13 protein-coding genes are annotated in these 17061 nt (G+C 70.6%); 7 read left to right on the top strand and 6 right to left on the bottom strand.

Features of this window, described 5'->3' with window-relative positions:
- Positions 1 to 138 precede the first annotated feature (138 nt).
- Together ACSRUE_RS45715 and ACSRUE_RS45720 are read right to left on the bottom strand one after the other, a co-directional pair.
- Entirely contained in the window at positions 139 to 1542 is a 1404-nt protein-coding gene (locus ACSRUE_RS45715; protein WP_441289052.1) for a multicopper oxidase family protein, read from the bottom strand.
- Positions 1539 to 2015: a hypothetical protein gene (locus tag ACSRUE_RS45720; protein ID WP_441289053.1), complete on the bottom strand. Its 477-nt coding sequence runs from the start codon at positions 2013 to 2015 to the stop codon at positions 1539 to 1541. The genes ACSRUE_RS45715 and ACSRUE_RS45720 overlap by 4 nt, the downstream gene beginning before the upstream one ends.
- A gap of 633 nt (positions 2016 to 2648) precedes the next feature.
- Here ACSRUE_RS45720 and ACSRUE_RS45725 point away from each other — a divergent pair.
- Complete coding sequence (locus ACSRUE_RS45725) at positions 2649 to 3359, top strand: multicopper oxidase domain-containing protein (RefSeq protein ID WP_441289054.1); 711 nt, start codon at positions 2649 to 2651, stop codon at positions 3357 to 3359.
- A gap of 66 nt (positions 3360 to 3425) precedes the next feature.
- On the opposite strand, the gene ACSRUE_RS45730 is transcribed toward ACSRUE_RS45725, so the two are convergent.
- The gene (locus ACSRUE_RS45730; RefSeq protein WP_441289055.1) at positions 3426 to 4082 is read right to left on the bottom strand and encodes a TetR/AcrR family transcriptional regulator; all 657 of its coding nucleotides are present in this window, start codon (positions 4080 to 4082) and stop codon (positions 3426 to 3428) included.
- Positions 4083 to 4145: 63 nt separating this feature from the next.
- Between ACSRUE_RS45730 and ACSRUE_RS45735 the strand changes: the two genes are divergently transcribed.
- Positions 4146 to 5015, top strand: a complete 870-nt coding sequence (locus tag ACSRUE_RS45735; RefSeq protein WP_441289056.1) for a sterol desaturase family protein — start codon at positions 4146 to 4148, stop codon at positions 5013 to 5015.
- Between the two features lie 25 nt (positions 5016 to 5040).
- Here ACSRUE_RS45735 and ACSRUE_RS45740 read toward each other — a convergent pair whose 3' ends face one another.
- From ACSRUE_RS45740 to ACSRUE_RS45750, 3 genes are all read right to left on the bottom strand, one after another.
- A complete protein-coding gene (locus ACSRUE_RS45740; protein WP_437944516.1) occupies positions 5041 to 7500 on the bottom strand; it encodes a heavy metal translocating P-type ATPase in 2460 nt (819 codons plus the stop codon).
- 203 nt (positions 7501 to 7703) lie between these two features.
- The gene (locus ACSRUE_RS45745) at positions 7704 to 9119 is read right to left on the bottom strand and encodes a sigma-54-dependent transcriptional regulator (RefSeq protein ID WP_437761768.1); all 1416 of its coding nucleotides are present in this window, start codon (positions 9117 to 9119) and stop codon (positions 7704 to 7706) included.
- On the bottom strand, positions 9116 to 10612 hold the full coding sequence (locus tag ACSRUE_RS45750; RefSeq protein ID WP_441289057.1) for a sensor histidine kinase: 1497 nt from the start codon (positions 10610 to 10612) through the stop codon (positions 9116 to 9118). The genes ACSRUE_RS45745 and ACSRUE_RS45750 overlap by 4 nt, the downstream gene beginning before the upstream one ends.
- Before the next feature lie 270 nt (positions 10613 to 10882).
- On the opposite strand from ACSRUE_RS45750, the gene ACSRUE_RS45755 reads away from it, so the two are divergent.
- From ACSRUE_RS45755 to ACSRUE_RS45775, 5 genes are read left to right on the top strand one after another with little or no spacing between them, the layout of a single operon-like run.
- A complete protein-coding gene (locus ACSRUE_RS45755) occupies positions 10883 to 11785 on the top strand; it encodes a hypothetical protein (RefSeq protein WP_441289058.1) in 903 nt (300 codons plus the stop codon).
- Positions 11786 to 11822: 37 nt separating this feature from the next.
- On the top strand, positions 11823 to 11948 hold the full coding sequence (locus ACSRUE_RS45760; RefSeq protein ID WP_441289059.1) for a hypothetical protein: 126 nt from the start codon (positions 11823 to 11825) through the stop codon (positions 11946 to 11948).
- Positions 11945 to 12589 (top strand): hypothetical protein, encoded by a 645-nt coding sequence (locus ACSRUE_RS45765; RefSeq protein ID WP_441289060.1) that lies wholly within the window; start codon positions 11945 to 11947, stop codon positions 12587 to 12589. The genes ACSRUE_RS45760 and ACSRUE_RS45765 overlap by 4 nt, the downstream gene beginning before the upstream one ends.
- Positions 12586 to 13773, top strand: a complete 1188-nt coding sequence (locus tag ACSRUE_RS45770; protein WP_441289061.1) for an efflux RND transporter periplasmic adaptor subunit — start codon at positions 12586 to 12588, stop codon at positions 13771 to 13773. Before ACSRUE_RS45765 ends, ACSRUE_RS45770 begins: the two co-directional genes overlap by 4 nt.
- 8 nt (positions 13774 to 13781) lie before the next feature.
- A complete protein-coding gene (locus ACSRUE_RS45775) occupies positions 13782 to 16970 on the top strand; it encodes an efflux RND transporter permease subunit (protein ID WP_441289062.1) in 3189 nt (1062 codons plus the stop codon).
- Positions 16971 to 17061: the final 91 nt, after the last annotated feature.

Below are 17061 nucleotides of genomic sequence, written 5' to 3' on the forward strand. Positions count from 1 at the left end.
GCTGTGACCGTTTCGGTCACCGCGACCCGTCTGATGTGGCCGTACCTGCTGCCTCTACGAGGCTCGCCTAGGCCCGGCGTCCTCCTTGCGCTGTCGAGGGCACCGCCGGCGCGGCCAAAAGCGAAGGCGGCCGGCTCCTCAGGGCTCGACGTGGATCTCGCCCATCATGCCGCGCTCGGTGTGCTCGAGGATGTGGCAGTGATACATCCACATGCCGGGCTCATCGAAGCGCGTCGCGATGCGCACCGTGGACCGCTGCGGCAGGACCACCGTGTCCTTGTTGGCGAGCTCGTCGTCGGCCAGCGGCACATCGTCCCTGGCCAGGACCTGGAAAAAGGCGCCGTGCAGATGGAACGGGTGATCCATCTCCGCGTCGTTCTTCAGGTCATAGACATGGACCGATCCGTTCCCGATGCCGATCGGCGGCACGTCCGGATACGCCTTGCCGTCGATCGTGAACGTCAGCTTGCCGTCGACATACCCCTCGTCGAACGTGATCGTCTTCTCCGCCGTCCCGCCCGGTAGCCGCTCGATGGCAGGGCCCGTCTCGGGGAGCGTGCGGCCGGACAGCCGGGATCCCTTGCCGATCCGCACCCTGGCGAGCGGCATCGGTTCGGCCAGTCCGGTGTGGTGCCCGCGCTCGTAGGGCTCGTTCATCAGGGTGAGCTCCGTTCCCGGCTCGCCCTCGGCGATCAGCAGCACGTCGTAGCGCTCGCCGGGAGAGACCAGGAGCCTCTCGGTGTCGTACGGCTTCGGGATCAGCCCGCCGTCGGTGCCGATGACACGGAACGTGTGGCCCGGGAGCGCCAGGTTGAAGAAGCGCCCGTTCGCCACGTTGACGATCCGGAGACGCGTGAGCCCGCCCGGCTGCACGTCGAGCGCTGGCATCACCTCGCCGTTGACGAGCACGACGTTGCCCTCGCGGCCCATCATGATCGTGTCGTCGTCGAGCTCTTCGTTGAAGGTCCCGTCCTTGTTCAGGGACACGTCCCCGAGCACGGCGATCTTCTCGACATCGGCCTCCGGCTCGTTCGGTCCGCGCACGCGGATCAGGCCGAAGAGCCCCTTCTGGATCTGCTCCGGCTCCATCACGTGCGGGTGGAACCAGTAAAACCCCGCGTCCCGCAGCGTGAACTGGTACGTGAACGTCTCGCCGGGCGCGATCGGCTCCTGCACGGCCATCACGCCGTCCATCTCGTTGGGCACCCGGACGCCGTGCCAGTGGATCGTCGTCGCTTCCGGCAGGCTGTTCTTGAAGTGGACGATCAGCGTGTCGCCCACGTTCGCCTCGATGAGGGGCCCGGGGACCGTACCGCTATAGGACCAGACCGCGGTGGTCGTGCCCTCCAGGTAGGTCTTCTCTGCCTCCCTGGCCTCGAGGTCGACCTCGACGATCCGGGGATCGGGGTTCCTGTCGGGCGCGGCGGCGGGCTCGCCCCAGGCATCGGGGGCGGGCGGCTCCTCTACCCGATCGGCGGCGCACCCGGCCGCGAGCAGCGACAGCAAGGCGACGCCCGAAAGAGCACGCGAAAGCCGTATCATGGCGCGCTCTCCTCGTCGGTGGGGTTGCCGGACATCTCGTTGGAGTACCCGGAGTAGACTTCGCCCACCTTGCAGCGAAGACGGTACGTGTACTCCATGTCCTCCGTCGCATCGGAATCCATGTAGGCCTTCTTCGACCCTGCGACGGTGAACGCGACGGCGTAGTCGTTCATCGGGTCCTTGCGCTCGGCCTCGATCTGATCGCACTCCGGCTGCGGCACCCACTCGACGTGAAGCACGTCCAGCATCGGCATCACGAACGACAGGACCGGCGCGTCGGGCACCGTCACCGCAGGCCCGCCGCCGCTCCCGCCGCCCTCTCCAGCGCCGGCGTGCCCCCCCGTGCCGCTCGCAGCTTCCGCACCGCCACCCCCGCCCGTACCGTGGGCATGAGAGCTTTCCGTCTCCGAGCCTCCGCACGCGGCAAGGGCGAGGCTGACGGCGGCGAGGCCAATGAGGCGAGAGTAAGCCATGACTGTGTCTCCTTGCTGGTTCCTGGTGTCCCCCGAATGTAACCGATCTGGTCACAGCGGCGAGGTGCAACGGGACGCCGCCGCTCGTTCTAGGCACCAGCGGGCCAGGCGTGACGCGCGGACATATTTTTGTCGCCCGCTGGCCCGGCGGCGATGCCCGCTCCGTTCTTCGATCCGTCCGCTCACCGGCAAGGCGCACGGCCGGGCTGGCCTCCGAGCCTGGCGCGGGGTCGCGCGGCGGTGGAGGAGCTCGCTCCCGAGGCAGGCGAGCCGAGCCTCGGCGCCCGACATGTAATGGGGCGGAGGCTCGCGCGTCGTCCAAGTAGGAATGAGAGGAGAACCCATCATGTGCTACGCAACCGGCCGCTGGAACGACACCCCCGGGGTCGGCCTCCACAAGCACCACGGAACGTGAGCGGAGGGACACGAGACGATGGCAACCGCGTCGCAAAGGGTTCGGCTGATCGTCGGCGCCACGCTCGTCGCGGGGATCGCGGCGGCGTTGCTTGTCCGGTCCCATCCTCCCCGGCGCGCACCGGAGCGCGCCGCGTCGGCCGGCGCCGTGCACGCCGGCGGCAAGCCCGGCCCGGCGAGCGGATTCGCCTGCGGCTCCTCAACGCAGCGAACGGGCGGGTGTTCGCGCCAGACTTCTCCGGCCTCGACGCGCGGGTCATCGCGGTCGACGGGCTGTACACCGCCAAGCCGCTCGACCCCGCGGGGTTCGAGCTCGCGCCTGGCAACCGGATCGACCTCGACATCACCATCCCGCCGTCCGCGGCCGGCCGGCAGCTCAGCGTCGTCGACCGCTTCACCCGGCGCCCGAACGCGCTCGCGTCGATCGACGTGAGCCAGGGACCAGCGGTGCAGTCTCCCTCCTTCCCCTCGCCAGCAGCAGCCCATGTGCCCCCGTGGCGCGACACAGAGGCGATCGCGCCGCGACTGGAATATCGGCTGGCGGCGAGGAGAGGCGGTGAGTTCGGGATCGAGTGGACGCTCAACGGCGCAGCGGCTCGCCACGCTCACGACACGGAGGCGTCGTCCGCGGATGGCGACGGGCACGAGGTGTCGGTGCTGCCGCGGCGGGAGTGGAGCAAGCTCCGGTTCGTCAATGAGTCCGGCCGGCTGCACCCGATCCACCTTCACGGGATGTTCTTCAAGGTCCTGAGCCGCAACGGCCGACCAGCCGACGAGCCGTACTTCCGCGACACCGTGCTGGTCCACGCGCGTGAGACCGTCGACGTCGGCCTGGTTCCTCTCGACGAGGGGCGCTGGATGCTCCATTGCCACATCCTGGAGCACGCCGAGGCCGGCATGATGTCGCTGCTCGACGTGAAGTCGATGTGAACGCGTCGCCAGCTATGCGATCCACTCCCCTCCCGTGGTGCCTGGGCGTGCCGGCGCGGTTGCGCCTCACTCCTTCCGCGTCCGTCCGCTCGCCGCCGCCCGCTCGTCCGCGAGGACCCGCTGCAGCAGCGCCGTGCTCTCCTCCGCCATCCGCTCCGGTGAGCACGGCATTCCCTTGTGGACCCAGCTCGTCATCAGCCGCACCAGCGCCGCCGCCGCCGCCTCGCAGCGGAGCATGAACAGAGCCCCCTCCTCCGGCGCCAGCCGCGGAGCGTACAGGCGGCAGATGCTTCCCTGCAGGATGTCCTCCAGGGAGCGCGTCAGCACCCGCTCGCTCTTCTCCGCGGACAGGAGCTTGCCCATCAGCTCGTGCATCTCGGCGAGGTGGCGGTAAAACGGCAGGAAGTCGAGCGCACGTCCCGCATCCCGCAGGGACAGCGCCCGCAGGTGCTCGTGTCCGAACAGCAGCAGCTGCTCCTTGTTCTCGTAGTGCGAGTAGAACGTGGACCGCCCGACGTTGGCTCGATCGATGATGTCCTGGATCGACACCTCGTCATAGCCCTTCTCCAGGATCAGCGCGACCAGGGCGTCCGAGAGCAGCTTCCGGGTCTTCTGGACGCGCCGATCCTGCACGCGCCGATCCGCGATCTTGCCGGCGGCCCGCGTCCTGTCGCCGCCCCCGTCCCTGTCCTCGGTTCCGGACTTTTTCGCGTTCTTGTTCATTAACGTTCAATCCGCGGTCCGTGTCGCTAGGTGGAAGAGGCGCCCGACCTCAGCATCCATCGCATGCGAGGAACGCTGATCTGGATGACGAGCCGCCTGCTGTACCCGCTGCTGCTGGCGGTGACCTTGTACATCATCTACGCCGCCGTGACGCAGGGCTGGGACCTGAGGCGCGCCCTGTGGGGCTACCTCTTCGGCCTGATCGTCTTGCTCATCACCGTCGAGCGCCTGCTGCCGCTGTCGCCGGACTGGGGCATGACCCGCCAGAGCTTCTGGCGCGACCTCAAGTACCTGCTGGCCTCGGGCGTCACCATCGCGGTTGTGCGGACCGGCTTCGGCACCCTGGCTCTGTGGCTCAGCGAGCGGCATGAGGGCCCGCTCGCCGGTGCCTCCGTGCTCCCCAGCGTGGGGATCTTCCTCGTGGTCTTCGAGCTGCTGCAGTACTGGTTCCATCGCCTCAGCCACGAAGGCAACGGAGCCCTGGGGCGCTTCCTGTGGAAGGTCCACCTGGCCCATCACCTTCCGGATCGCGTGTACGTCGTGATGCACGGCGTGTTTCACCCCCTCAACGCGCTCATCTCGGCGGTGCTGATCCAGTCGACCCTGCTGTTCTTGGGACTGTCGCCGCAGGCCGTCTTCGCGGCGATGTTGCTCATCGATCTGCAGACGATGAGTTCGCACTTCAACGTCGACATCCGCGCCGGATTCCTGAATTACGTGTTCATCGGCACCGAGCTGCACCGCTATCATCACAGCGCCGACGTCGACGAGGCCCGGAACTTCGGGACCGTACTTCCGCTGTGGGATCTGGTCTTCGGGACGTTCGTGTACCGGCCGGACGCGGCCCCGCGCCGCCTGGGCGTCGACCGCTCCGCGGGCTATCCGCCGTCGCAGCAGTTCTGGCAGGTGCTGTCCCTGCCGTTCCGACGCTGACCTATTCGCGGCACCGGCGCCTCGATCAGAGCTCGGTCCGACGCAGCCGGAGGGCGTTGCCGATGACGGACACCGAGCTCAGGCTCATCGCGGCGCTGGCGAGCATCGGGCTGAGGAGCAGTCCGAGGACCGGGTAGAGGACGCCCGCCGCGACCGGCACGCCGAGCGCGTTGTAGACGAACGCAAAGAACAGGTTCTGTCGGATGTTGCGCATCGTCGCCCGGCTGAGCTTCCGCGCGCGCAACAGCCCGCGGAGGTCGCCGCGCACGAGCGTGATCCCGGCGCTCTCGATGGCGACGTCGGTCCCGGTGCCCATGGCGACGCCGACGTGCGCCTGGGCGAGCGCGGGCGCGTCGTTGATGCCGTCGCCGGTCATCGCCACGATGCGGCCTTCGGCCTGGAGACGCTTCACAACCGCGGCCTTCTGATCGGGCAACACCTCGGCCTCGACGTGCTCGATGCCGAGCTTCCGGGCGACCGCCTCCGCCGTCGTGCGGCTGTCGCCGGTGAGCATGATCAGGTGGATGCCCTCCTCGCGGAGGAGACGGACGGCCTCGCTGGTCGAGGCGCGCACCGGGTCGGCCACGCCGACGATGCCGGCCGCCTTGCCATCCACCGCCACGAGCATCGCTGTCTGGCCTTCTTGTCGGCGTTCCTCGGCTCGACGCGGGAGATCATCCGGCGGGATACCGAGCTCCTCGAAGAGCTTGAGGTTGCCGAGCGCGAGCGAGCGCCCGGCCACCGAGCCCACCACGCCCTTGCCCGTGATCGACCGGAACCCTTCTGCCGGCAGGAGCTCGAGCTTCTGCTCGAGGGCCCCGGCGACGATCGCTGTCGCGAGCGGGTGCTCGCTGCCGCGCTCCAGGCTCGCCGCGAGCCGGAGGATCTCGTTCGGCGGGAGGTCGCCCAGCGTCGCGACCGAGGCGAGCTTCGGCTTGCCCTCGGTGAGCGTGCCGGTCTTGTCGACGACGAGGGTGTCGACCTTCTCGAAGGTCTCGAGCGCCTCGGCGTTCTTGATCAGGATACCGGCCGTCGCGCCGCGCCCCGTCCCGACCATGATCGAGATGGGCGTGGCGAGGCCGAGCGCGCACGGGCACGCGATGATGAGCACCGCCACCGCGTTGACGAGCGCGTGGGAGAGCCTGGGCTCCGGTCCGACGAGCAGCCAGACCACGAAGGTCAGCGCCGCAATCGCGATCACGGCGGGCACGAAGTACGCGGCGACGGCGTCCGCGAGGCGCTGGATGGGGGCGCGGCTGCGCTGGGCCTCGCCCACCATCTGGACGATCCGGGCGAGCAGGGTGTCGCGCCCGACGCGATCGGCCCGCATCACGAAGCCGCCTGTGCCATTGACGGTGCCGCCGACCACGCGGGCGCCGGGCGTTTTCTCGACAGGGATGGGCTCGCCGGTGATCATCGACTCGTCGACCGCGCTGATCCCCTCGAGGACCTCTCCGTCGACGGGCACCTTCTCGCCGGGCCGCACGCGCAGCCGGTCGCCGGGCTGCACGTGCTCGAGAGGGACGTCCTCCTCCTGCCCGTCCGGCGCGAGACGCCTGGCGGTCTTCGGGGCGAGGCCGAGGAGCGCCTTGAGCGCGCTGCTCGTCCGGCTGCGGGCGCGGAGCTCGAGGACCTGCCCGAGCAACACCAGCGAGATGATGACGCTGGCGGCCTCGAAGTAGACCGGGACCGCGCCGCCGTGCCGGACGGAGTGGGGGAAGACGCCGGGCGCCAGCGTGGCCAGGACGCTGTACGCGTAGGCGGCGCCCGTGCCGATGGCGATCAGGGAGAACATGTTGAGGTGCCGAGTCCTGATCGAGGCCCAGCCGCGCTCGAAGAACGGAGCGCCGCACCAGAGCACCACGGGCGTGGTGAGGGCGAACTCGATCCAGACGAGCCCGTGGCCAAGGAGATGCTGCACCGGCTGGCCCGGGATCATCTCGGACATCCCCAGCACGAGGACAACGAGGCTCAGCGGGACGCTCACCCAGAAGCGACGGGACATGTCCACGAGCTCCGGGTTGGGCGCGTCCTCGAGCGTCACCGTGCGCGGCTCGAGGGCCATCCCGCAGATCGGGCAGGAGCCCGGCTCCGTGCGGACGACCTCGGGGTGCATCGGGCAGACGTACTCGACGCGCGTCGCCGGCTGGACCGGCTCGACCGGCTCGAGAGCCATTCCGCACGAGGGGCACGTTCCCGGCCCGGTCTGTCGAACCTCGGGGTGCATCGGGCACGTGAAGATGCCCTGGTCCAGCGTGGGCTCGCCTTCGGTCCTCGCCTGGACTGGCGCGTACCTCTCGGGCTCCGCACGGAACTTGGCGAGGCAGCGCTCGCTGCAGAAGAAGTACGTCCGACCGCCGTTCTCGTGCCGCCCCGCGGCCGTCTCGGGCGAGACGGTCATCCCGCAGACCGGATCCTTCGTCTGCTCTCGGTCCAGGTCGGCGGGAGCAGGGTGGCCGTGCTCGTGGTGATGCCCGTGGTTCATGTCGTCTCCCTCCTCGCCGACGCTCATGGTTGCGCCGCCTTACAGCCCAAGCACCACGCGGGCTCCGTTTGTAGCTTCGAACGGCCGCCCGGCGCTCCCCGCAGGAGGCGATGCCGCATGACGCCGGCGATCGCTGGCGAGCTGGTCAATGGGTTCCGTCGTTCGAGACGCCAGCTCGCCACTGCTTCGCGGTGAATGCCCGCTCAGTTCTTCGACCCGTCCGTGCCCCGGCGCTCCTCGCGGAAGTCGTCGGCCGAGAGACCGCAGCGGCGGAGGAGCCGGTAGAAGCTCTCCCGCTCGACGCCCGCGTGGGCGGCGGCCTTCAGCACGTCGCCGCGAAAGCGGCGCATCACGGCCTCCAGGTAGCGCCGGTTCATCTCCTCGCGCGAGGCGTCGACCGCCTCGCGGTACGAGAGCTGAGCGAGGTCCACATCGCTCGAGCTCGTGAGCCGGAGCGGGCTCGCCCCCTGCACCTCGGGCGGCAGCGACTCGAGGCGGATCTCGCTCGTCGTCTCGATGACCAGCGCCCGCTCGACGGCGCTCTTGAGCTCGCGCACGTTGCCTGGCCACCGGTACATCTGGAGCGCGCTCATCGCCGCCGCCGAGAACCCGCTCGCGGACGAGCGTGACTGCGGCGCCCGCTCGGCGAGGAACCGTTGCCCGAGGAGCGGGATGTCCTCCGCGCGCTCGCGGAGCGGGGGCAGCTCGACGACGCAGACGTTGAGCCGGAACCACAGGTCCTCGCGGAAAGCGCCGGTCTTGACCATGGCCCGGAGGTCGCGGTGCGTCGCGCTGATGAGCCGCACGTCGACCTTGCGCTCGCGCGACTCGCCGATGCGCCGCACCGCCCGCTCCTCGAGCACGCGCGTGAGCTTCGCCTGGACCGTGGGCCTGAGCTCGCCGATCTCGTCGAGGAACAGCGTGCTCCCGTGCGCCTCCTCGAAGAGCCCCGCCCGATCCGTGACCGCGCCCGTGAACGAGCCGCGCACGTGGCCGAAGAGCTCGCTCTCGATGAGCGAGCGGGGGATGGCGGCGCAGTTGACGGCAATGGGGCGGTGCGACGCGCGGGACGAATGCTCATGGATGGCGCGCGCCACGAGCTCCTTCCCGGTGCCCGTCTCACCCAGGATGAGCACGGTCGCGTCCGTCGGCGCCACGCGCTCGATGAGCTGGTAGAGCGCCCGCATCGCGGGTGAGCGCCCCGTCATGCCGGCAAAGCCCTGCGCTTCCGGCGCGTCGTGCTCGCCCTTCAGCACCGCGGCCTGCGCCATGGCCCGCTCGACCAGCGCGCGCAGCTCGTCCGGGTCGAACGGCTTCGTCACGTAGTCGTAGGCGCCCTCGCGCATGGCCTGGACCGCGGTCGGGACCGACGCGTACGCGGTCATCAGGATGAAAGGCACTCCGGGCCAGCGCGCGCGCACTGCCCGGAGCACCTCGAGCCCGTCCCCGTCGTTCATGCGCAGATCGCAGACGACGGTTGTGACCGGCTCGGTCTCAAGCAACTGGAGCGCCGTCCGTACGCCCCGCGCCGTCAGGACCTTGGCGCTCTTGCCGAGCACCTTCGAGAGCAGCGCCAGCATGTTCGCCTTGTCGTCGACGACGAGCACTGTCGGCTTCATGCGCGCTCCTGGCTCTCCCTAGCTTCTTCGGTGAGGACGCCCGGCAAGTCGATCACGAACAGGGACCCGCCCCCCGGCCTCGGCTCCGCCCGGATCGTCCCGCCATGCGCTGTCACGAGACCATAGCAGACCGCGAGGCCGAGGCCGGTGCCGTCGCGGCGGGTGGTGAAGAACGGCTCGAAGAGGCGCTCGCGCGCCTCCTCGGGAATGCCGGCTCCCCGATCCAGGACCTCGATCCGGTAGCCATCGTCCTGCCGCCGTCCGCGCACGATGATCTCTTCACGCTCCGAGGTTCCAGAGGTCGCCTCGCGCGCATTGGCCACGAGGTTGACGATGACCTGCCGGATCCGGAGCGGATCCACGTTGATGAAGGACGGCTCGGCGTCCACGAGCGGGGTCTGGTCGCGCCGCCCCGGCCCGCCGTCGCAGTGCGAGGCCGCGTCCCTGAGGAGCTCCTCCGCCTGCACGGGGCGCGGCGAGAGGATCGGAGAGCGCGCGTACATGAGCAGCTCCTCCGCGATCCGCTGGCAGGCCGCCGCTTCCTCATCGAGGATCGAGAGCTCCTCGCGGAGCTCGGGCTTCTCCGCCTCCTTCGCCATCGTCTTCACGTAGCCGCGGATCACGGCGATGGGGTTGTTGATCTCGTGCGCGACGCCCGCGGCGACGCGGCCGATCGCCGCCAGCCGCTCCGAGGCGACCAGGTCGGCTTCGGTGCGCGACAGTGCGTCCAGCATGCGGTTGAACGCGTCGGCCACCGCCGCGAGCTCCACGGCTGCGACCGGCTCGACGCGAGCGCTGCGATCTCCCGCCGTGACGCGTCCGGCGACGCGCTCGAGCGACGAGAGCGGCGTGGAGAAAGAGCTCCAGAGCTTGCGCCCGGCGATCAAGGCGAGCGCCGCGGCGAGCGCACAGACGGCGGTCGCGAGGATCAAGGCGAACCGGATGAACTGCTCAGCCCGGCGCTCCGCGGCCATGGCGCGCTCGTCGAAGTGAAGCGCCAGGCTGTCCGCATGCTCCGTCATCCGGTCGACGAGCGCGTTCGCGCGGTCATGCGCGTGGTGAACCTCGTGCCAGTCCTGCCGATCGATGGCGGGGAGGATGGCCGTGGAGAAGAGCTGGCTGAGCTCGCGGCTCGTCTTCCCGATGTCGTCGAGCGTCGTGGCCGCCTCGGCGTCGAGGCCGGGCCGCAGCTCGGCGAGCTTCGCGCCGAGCTCGTTCACCCAGGCATCGTGGTGCTCGACGTGCGAGCGGTCGCGCAGGATGATCGTGTGCGCCTCGTGGATGTACTGCTCGCGCGCGGTGACGCTGAGCAGCGCAGCTCGGCGCGAGGCCACCTCGAGGTCGTGGGCCTCCAGGATCGCGCGACGGGACGCGAGGCCGGTGAGCACGGTGGCGATGCCGCTCACGACGACCAAGGCGACGAGGAGGCTGATGACCAGGAGCAGCCGGCGGCGGAGTCGATAGAGGCGCTGCGGAACGGGAGGCGGAGCCATGGACGGGGGCATCCTCGCAAGCCGCGTACCGGGGCCGCAATCGGAGCGCTGACTGCGCGCGGAGCCGCCGATCAGGCCCGGCCGGCGTGGTCCCCGACCCAGCCGAGGGACGGTCTGTGACCGAAGCGGTCACAAAATCGTGACCGTCGAGGTCACCACGAGGACCGGACGCCGCGCAGAAGCCCGAGATTCCGGCGCGCGAACGCTTGGCGCGCTCGTTGCTCAGGGCCCTGTTCTCCAGGGGAAGAACCTCGGTTCCAGGAAAGCACGATGCGCCAAATCCTTCTCTCTCTGCTCGTCTCGATCCCGCTTGTGGCCTGCTCCAACAAGGAGACACCTGGCCACGACCACGAAAAAGCCGCCTCGACACAGGCTCCGGCCGCGGCGCCGCCCCCCACGAAGGCGCCCCACGACCATGCCGCGAGCACGCGCCCCCACGCGGATCACAACGCCCGTCACGGCGGCCTGGTCACGATGGAGGGCGACAACCACGTCGAGGTCGTGATCGGGGCCGACGGCGCCATCGACCTGTACGCCAGCGACGCAGTGAGGACGCCGATCCCGCCGAAGGACGTCACTGGCACCATCACGATCGAGCCCAAGGGCAAGGGCGAGAAGCAGACCCTGACGCTCGCGCCGAACGAGGCGAAGGGCTCGCTCTCGGCCAAAGGTCCGGCGCCGGACAATGCGGATTACACCTGGGACCTGAAGGTCCGCAGCGCGCCGATGAAGATGACGCTCACGGTGCCGGCCGGGGGGACGGCGGCCTTCGCGGACGCGCCCGCCGACCACCCGGCCGGCGATCACGCCCACGGCTCGCCCCACGGCGGGGTCGTCCAGTCGCTCGCAGGCGGCCACGTCGAGGTGAAGCTCGAGAAGACCGGCGACATCACGGTCTGGATGCTGGACACGGCCGAGAAGCCTCGCTCGGCGAAGGGCGTCACGGCGAGCCTCCGCCCCGTCGTCGCAGGGGCGAAGGAGGTAGCGCTCGCCTACGACGAGAAGGCCGATGTCCTGCGGGGCAAGATCGACCCGATCAAGCAGGACCACGTGGACGGGGTGCTCAGCATCACGCCGGCCGGAGGAACCGCGACCTCGCTCCGGTTCGCGTTCCACCTCGAGGGTCATCCGGGGGCGGGACATGACGGCCACACGGGACACGAGGGGCACTGAGATGGCGAGGGGGCGCCCGCACCGGAGCCGACGCGCGATGGTCGCAGCCCTGGCTGCCGCGCTGACGCTCGTGCCCGCGCCTTACGCCCGCGGCGAGACGCTGACGTGGGCCCAGGTGAAGGCGCGCGCGGAGCTGTCCCGCATGCTCGGAGAAGAACCATGATGCACAAGAAGCACCTCGCCTGTGCCGTGGCGCTCGCGATCGTTGCGTCGGTCCCGCGCGCCTCCGCGCACGGCGGCGAGGATCATGCGGCGCCCGCCGCGCCAAGCGCCGCGAGCATCGGGACAGAGCACGTCGTGTCCGGGGAAACGGCGGTGTTCTCGGTCGTCATCAAATACCCGGCGAAGAAGGCAGAAGGACCGTTGCCCGCGCGCCTCTACGTCGCTCGGGCCGACTCCAGCGCGCCGGTCGAAGGCGCGCGTGTCCGCCTCGAGCTGAAGGGAGGGCTGACGTTCGCGGCGGACGCGGGGAAGACGACGGCCGCCGGTGTTTATGAGGTCGCGCTCCCCGCGGCCCCGGAGGGAGCAACGGCCAACGGGGTCGTGTCGGTCGAGGCCGGGGACGCCTTCGACCTCGTGCTCGTCGGGGACCTGCGCTTCGGCGCCATCGAGCCCGCCGCCGCGCCGACCGGGATGACGCCGGGCCGGGAGGTGCCCCTCGGCGCTCTGGCGGCGGCCGCAGGCGCGCTGGCCGTGCTCAGCGGCGGGATCGGGTATGCGCTCGGGCGGCGCTCGCGCCGGAAGCCGCCTGCCCCCACCCTTCGCCCCGAGGATCGTTCCGCGCTCCCACAGGTGGCCTCGTGAGCCGCGCCCGTCCGCCCACCGTCGGCGCCATCACCGCCGCGCTCGCCATCGCCTCGGCCCTCGCGGTCACGGGCCTCGGGGAGCGCGCCGACGCGCACGGCGGCGAGGACCACAGCGCGCCCGCGAAGCCCGCAGCCAGCGCCGCGGCGGACCCGAACGTGGCCCGGGTGCCGATCGAGACCCAGTTCCTGCTCGGGCTGCGCACCGAGCGCGCGAAGCGCGGCGCGCTGGCCACGAGCCTCGGGCAGATCGGCACGGTCGTCGCGCGCCCCGCGGGCGAGCTCGCCGTCGTGGCCCCGACGTCCGGCCGGCTCTTCCCGCCCGAGGGCGGGTTCCTCCGGCTCGGCGACGACGTGAAGAAGGGGCAGCTCCTCGCGACGCTCCGGCCGAGCCTGGGCGGCGCGGAGAGCGCGCAGCTCGGGCTGTCGCGCAGCGACGCCGCGTCCCGGGTGGCCGCAGCCGAGGCGCGGCTCGGGCTGGCGGAGCGCGAGCTCGCGCGACGCCGCGAGCTCGAGGACATCGTCGCCGACAAGGACATCCAGGCCGCCGAGGCCGAGGTGGAGATCGCCCGGGCCGAGGTCGCGCGCGCCCGGGCCGACGTCGGGGTGCTCGCGGGCGGGGCGGGTGCGCAGCGGCTCAGCGCGACGATCGACGGGACGGTGGTCTCCGGCCGCGTGAGCCCGGGCGCCCAGGTGGCGGAGGGGACCGAGCTCTGGCGCATCGTCGATCTCGCGACGCTCTGGGTCGACGTGCGCATCCCCGAGGCGGACGCGGCGCGCCTCGCGGGCGACCGCGCCGAGGTCGCGCTCGTCACGGATCCCGCGGCGCGCTTCGAGGCCAGGCGCCTCGCCGTCGCGTCGCTCGTCGACCCGGCGACCCGCACCGTCCAGGCGCTCTTCGAGTTCGACAACAAGGACCGGCGCGCGCGGGTCGGCGCGCTCGCCAACATCAGCATGGCGGGGAGCGCGCCCGTCGAGAGCGTCGTGGTCCCGGTGTCTGCGCTGCTCGATCGCAGCGGCACGCCCACGGTCATCGTGAAGATCAGCCCCGAGACGTTCGAGCTGCGCGCGGTCGCGATCGGGCCGAAATCCGCCGGCGCCGTGGGGATCACGGCCGGCGTGGCGGCGGGAGAGCGCGTGGTCGTCGATGGCGCCATGGCCGTGCTCCTCGCCGCAGGGGGCTAGCAGAAACCATGTTCGACACCCTGATCCGCTTCTCGCTCAGGAACCGCCTCTTCGTCATCGCCGCGGCGGCGCTGGTGCTCGTCTACGGGACGTATTCGCTCCTGAAGCTCCCCATCGACGTCTTTCCTGACCTGAATCGGCCGACGGTCACCCTCATGACCGAGGCTCCTGGGCTGGCGCCAGAGGAGGTCGAGACGCTGGTCACGGTGCCCCTCGAGCGGGTGATGAACGGCGCCCCCGGCGTCGAGCGCGTGCGCTCGACCTCCGGCGTCGGCCTGAGCGTGGTGTACGTCGAGTTCGACTGGTCCACGGACATCTACCGCGACCGACAGCTCGTCGCCGAGCGCCTCGCCACGGTGGCGGAGCAGCTCCCGGAAGGCATCACGCCGCAGATGGGGCCCGTCGCCTCGATCATGGGGGAGATCCTGCTGATCGGGGTGCAGGGCGAGGGGGTCTCGCCCATGACCCTCCGGACCCAGGCCGACTGGGTGATCCGGCCGCGGTTGCTCACGATCCCGGGGGTCGCGCAGGTGATCCCCATCGGCGGCGAGGTACGCCAGATCCAGGTCACGGTCGATCCGGCCAAGCTCGCGGCAGCGGCGGTGTCGCTCGACGAGATCTCGCGTGCCCTCGCGGGCGCAAACGCCAACGCCACCGGCGGTTACGTCGACCGGCGGGGGCTGGAGTTCCTCGTGCGGACGCTCGGCCGCGCCCGGACCGAAGCGGACATCGCCGCGACCGTCATCGCCATGCGGAACGGGACGCCGGTGACCCTGGCGCAGGTCGCCACGGTGCAAGAGGCGGCGCGCATCAAGCGCGGCGACGGGTCGATCGACGGCAAGCCCGCCGTGATCCTCTCGGTGCAGAAGCAGCCGGGCGCCGACACCGTCGCGCTCACCGGCAGCATCGACAGGGCCGTGGCCGAGCTGCAGAGGTCGATGCCCGCCGGCGTCACCATCAACCCGCACCTCTTCCGGCAGGCGACCTTCATCCAGAGCGCGGTCCACAACGTGGTCGAGGCGCTGCGCGACGGCGCGATCCTGGTCACGATCGTCCTCTTCCTGTTCCTGCTCAACTTCCGGACGACCGCGATCACGCTGACCGCCATCCCGCTCTCGTTCATCGCGAGCGCGCTCGTGTTCCGGGCCTTCGACCTGTCGGTCAACACGATGACGCTGGGCGGTCTCGCGGTGGCGATCGGCGAGCTCGTCGACGACGCCATCGTCGACGTGGAGAACGTGTTCCGGCGCCTGCGCGAGAACCGGGCGCTCGCCTCCCCGCGGCCGGCGATGGACGTCATCCGCGACGCGTCGAGCGAGGTCCGCAGCTCCATCGTCTTCGCGACCATCCTGGTCGTCCTGGTCTTCGTCCCCCTGTTCGCCATGAGCGGCATCGAGGGGCGGCTCTTCGCCCCGCTCGGGATCGCCTACATCGTGTCGATCCTCGCGTCGCTGGTTGTATCCCTGACGGTCACACCCGCGCTCTGCTCGTATCTCCTGCCGTCCATGAAGCGGATGAGCCACGAGGACGGCTGGCTGGTGCGCAAGCTCAAGGCCGCGGACCGGCGCGTGCTCGGGGTGTCGCTGCGGCACCCCGGGGCTGTCATGGCGGCCGCGGGCGCGCTGGTCCTCGCCGCCGCGGCGACGGTGCCGTTCCTCGGGGGCGAGTTCCTCCCGCCGTTCAACGAAGGGACGCTCACGATCAACGTGATCGCCAGGCCCGGCACCTCGCTCGCGGAGTCGAGCCGGCTCGGCACCCTCGCCGAGCAGCTGATCCACGAGGTCCCCGAGGTCGTCTCGACGGGGCGGCGGACCGGCCGGGCAGAGCTCGACGAGCACGCGGAGGGGGTCCACTACTCGGAGATCGACGTCGATCTCCGGGCGTCCGAGCGGGAGCGGGGGGTGATCCTCGGCGACATCCGCGACCAGCTCGACAAGATCCCCGGCGTGGCGGTCAACGTGGGACAGCCGATCTCGCACCGGCTCGATCACCTGCTCTCAGGCGTCCGCGCGCAGGTCGCGGTGAAGATTTTCGGCGAGGACCTCGGCGAGCTGCGGCGCCTCGGCAAGGCGGCGCAGGGCGCCATGCAAGGGGTCGCGGGGGTGAAGGACCTCCAGATCGAGCAGCAGGTGCTCATCCCGCAGATCGCCATCAAGGCGAACCGGGAGCGCGCGGCGCAGCTCGGCGTCAACGCGGGCCAGCTCTCGGAGCTGCTCGAGCTGGCGCTCGCGGGCAGCACGGTCACGCAGATCCTGGAGGGCCAGCGGACCATCGATGTGGTGCTGCGGTACCCGCCGGAGCTCCGCGAGGACATCGACGTCCTGCGGCGCACGCTGGTCGATACGCCCAGCGGCGCGAAGGTGCCGCTGTCCGACCTCGCCGACGTGACGGAGAGCATGGGGCCGAACCAGATCAGCCGCGACGACACGCAGCGGCGGATCGTGGTCTCCGCCAACGTGGCCGGGCGCGATCTGGAGCAGGTCGTGAGCACTATCCAGCGCGCCGTGGACGCGATCCCCAAGCCGCCGGGCTACTACGCGACGTACGGCGGGCAGTTCGAGAGCCAGCGGTCGGCGTCGCGGCTGATCGGGTGGCTCTCGATCGCGAGCCTCGCCGGGATGCTGGTGGTCCTGTATTCGCAGTTCCGATCGTGGACGGTGGCGCTCCAGATCCTCTTGAACATCCCGCTCGCGCTGGTCGGCTCCGTGCTCGCCGTCGTCCTGACCGGCGGTGTCCTCTCGGTCGCGACCCTGGTCGGGTTCATCACGCTGTGCGGCATCGCGTCGCGCAACGGCATCATGATGATCTCCCACTACATCCACCTGATGAAGGAAGAGGGGGAGTCGTTCGGCGAGGCGATGATCGTCCGCGGCTCGCTGGAACGCCTCGTCCCGGTGCTGATGACGGCGCTCACCGCCGCCCTGGCGCTCGTGCCCATCGCGCTGTCCAAAGGCCAGCCGGGCAAGGAGATCCTGCAGCCCGTGGCGGTCGTGATCCTCGGCGGCCTGCTCTCGTCAACGCTGCTCGACATCGTTGTCACGCCGGCGGTGTTCCTGAAGTTCGGCCGCAGCTCCGCCGAGCGCCTGGCGCGCGCCCGGGACAGCGCGGCCGGCGAAGCGCCAGACCTCGCCGGCGCGGCGCCGCGTGAATGCGGAGGTGTCGCGGGGGAACGCGGGGTCTGCGCCGGAGCGCCTTGAGGCGCTCGCGTCGCGTAGCGGTGGTAGGTAGAAGACTTCTCTTAATGCCGCCGGGTCCCCCGCGTCTGCGAGGTGCAGCCCGGAAGCAGAG

Source organism: Sorangium sp. KYC3313, assembly GCF_052075895.1.
Classification (GTDB): domain Bacteria; phylum Myxococcota_A; class Polyangia; order Polyangiales; family Polyangiaceae; genus Sorangium; species Sorangium cellulosum_B.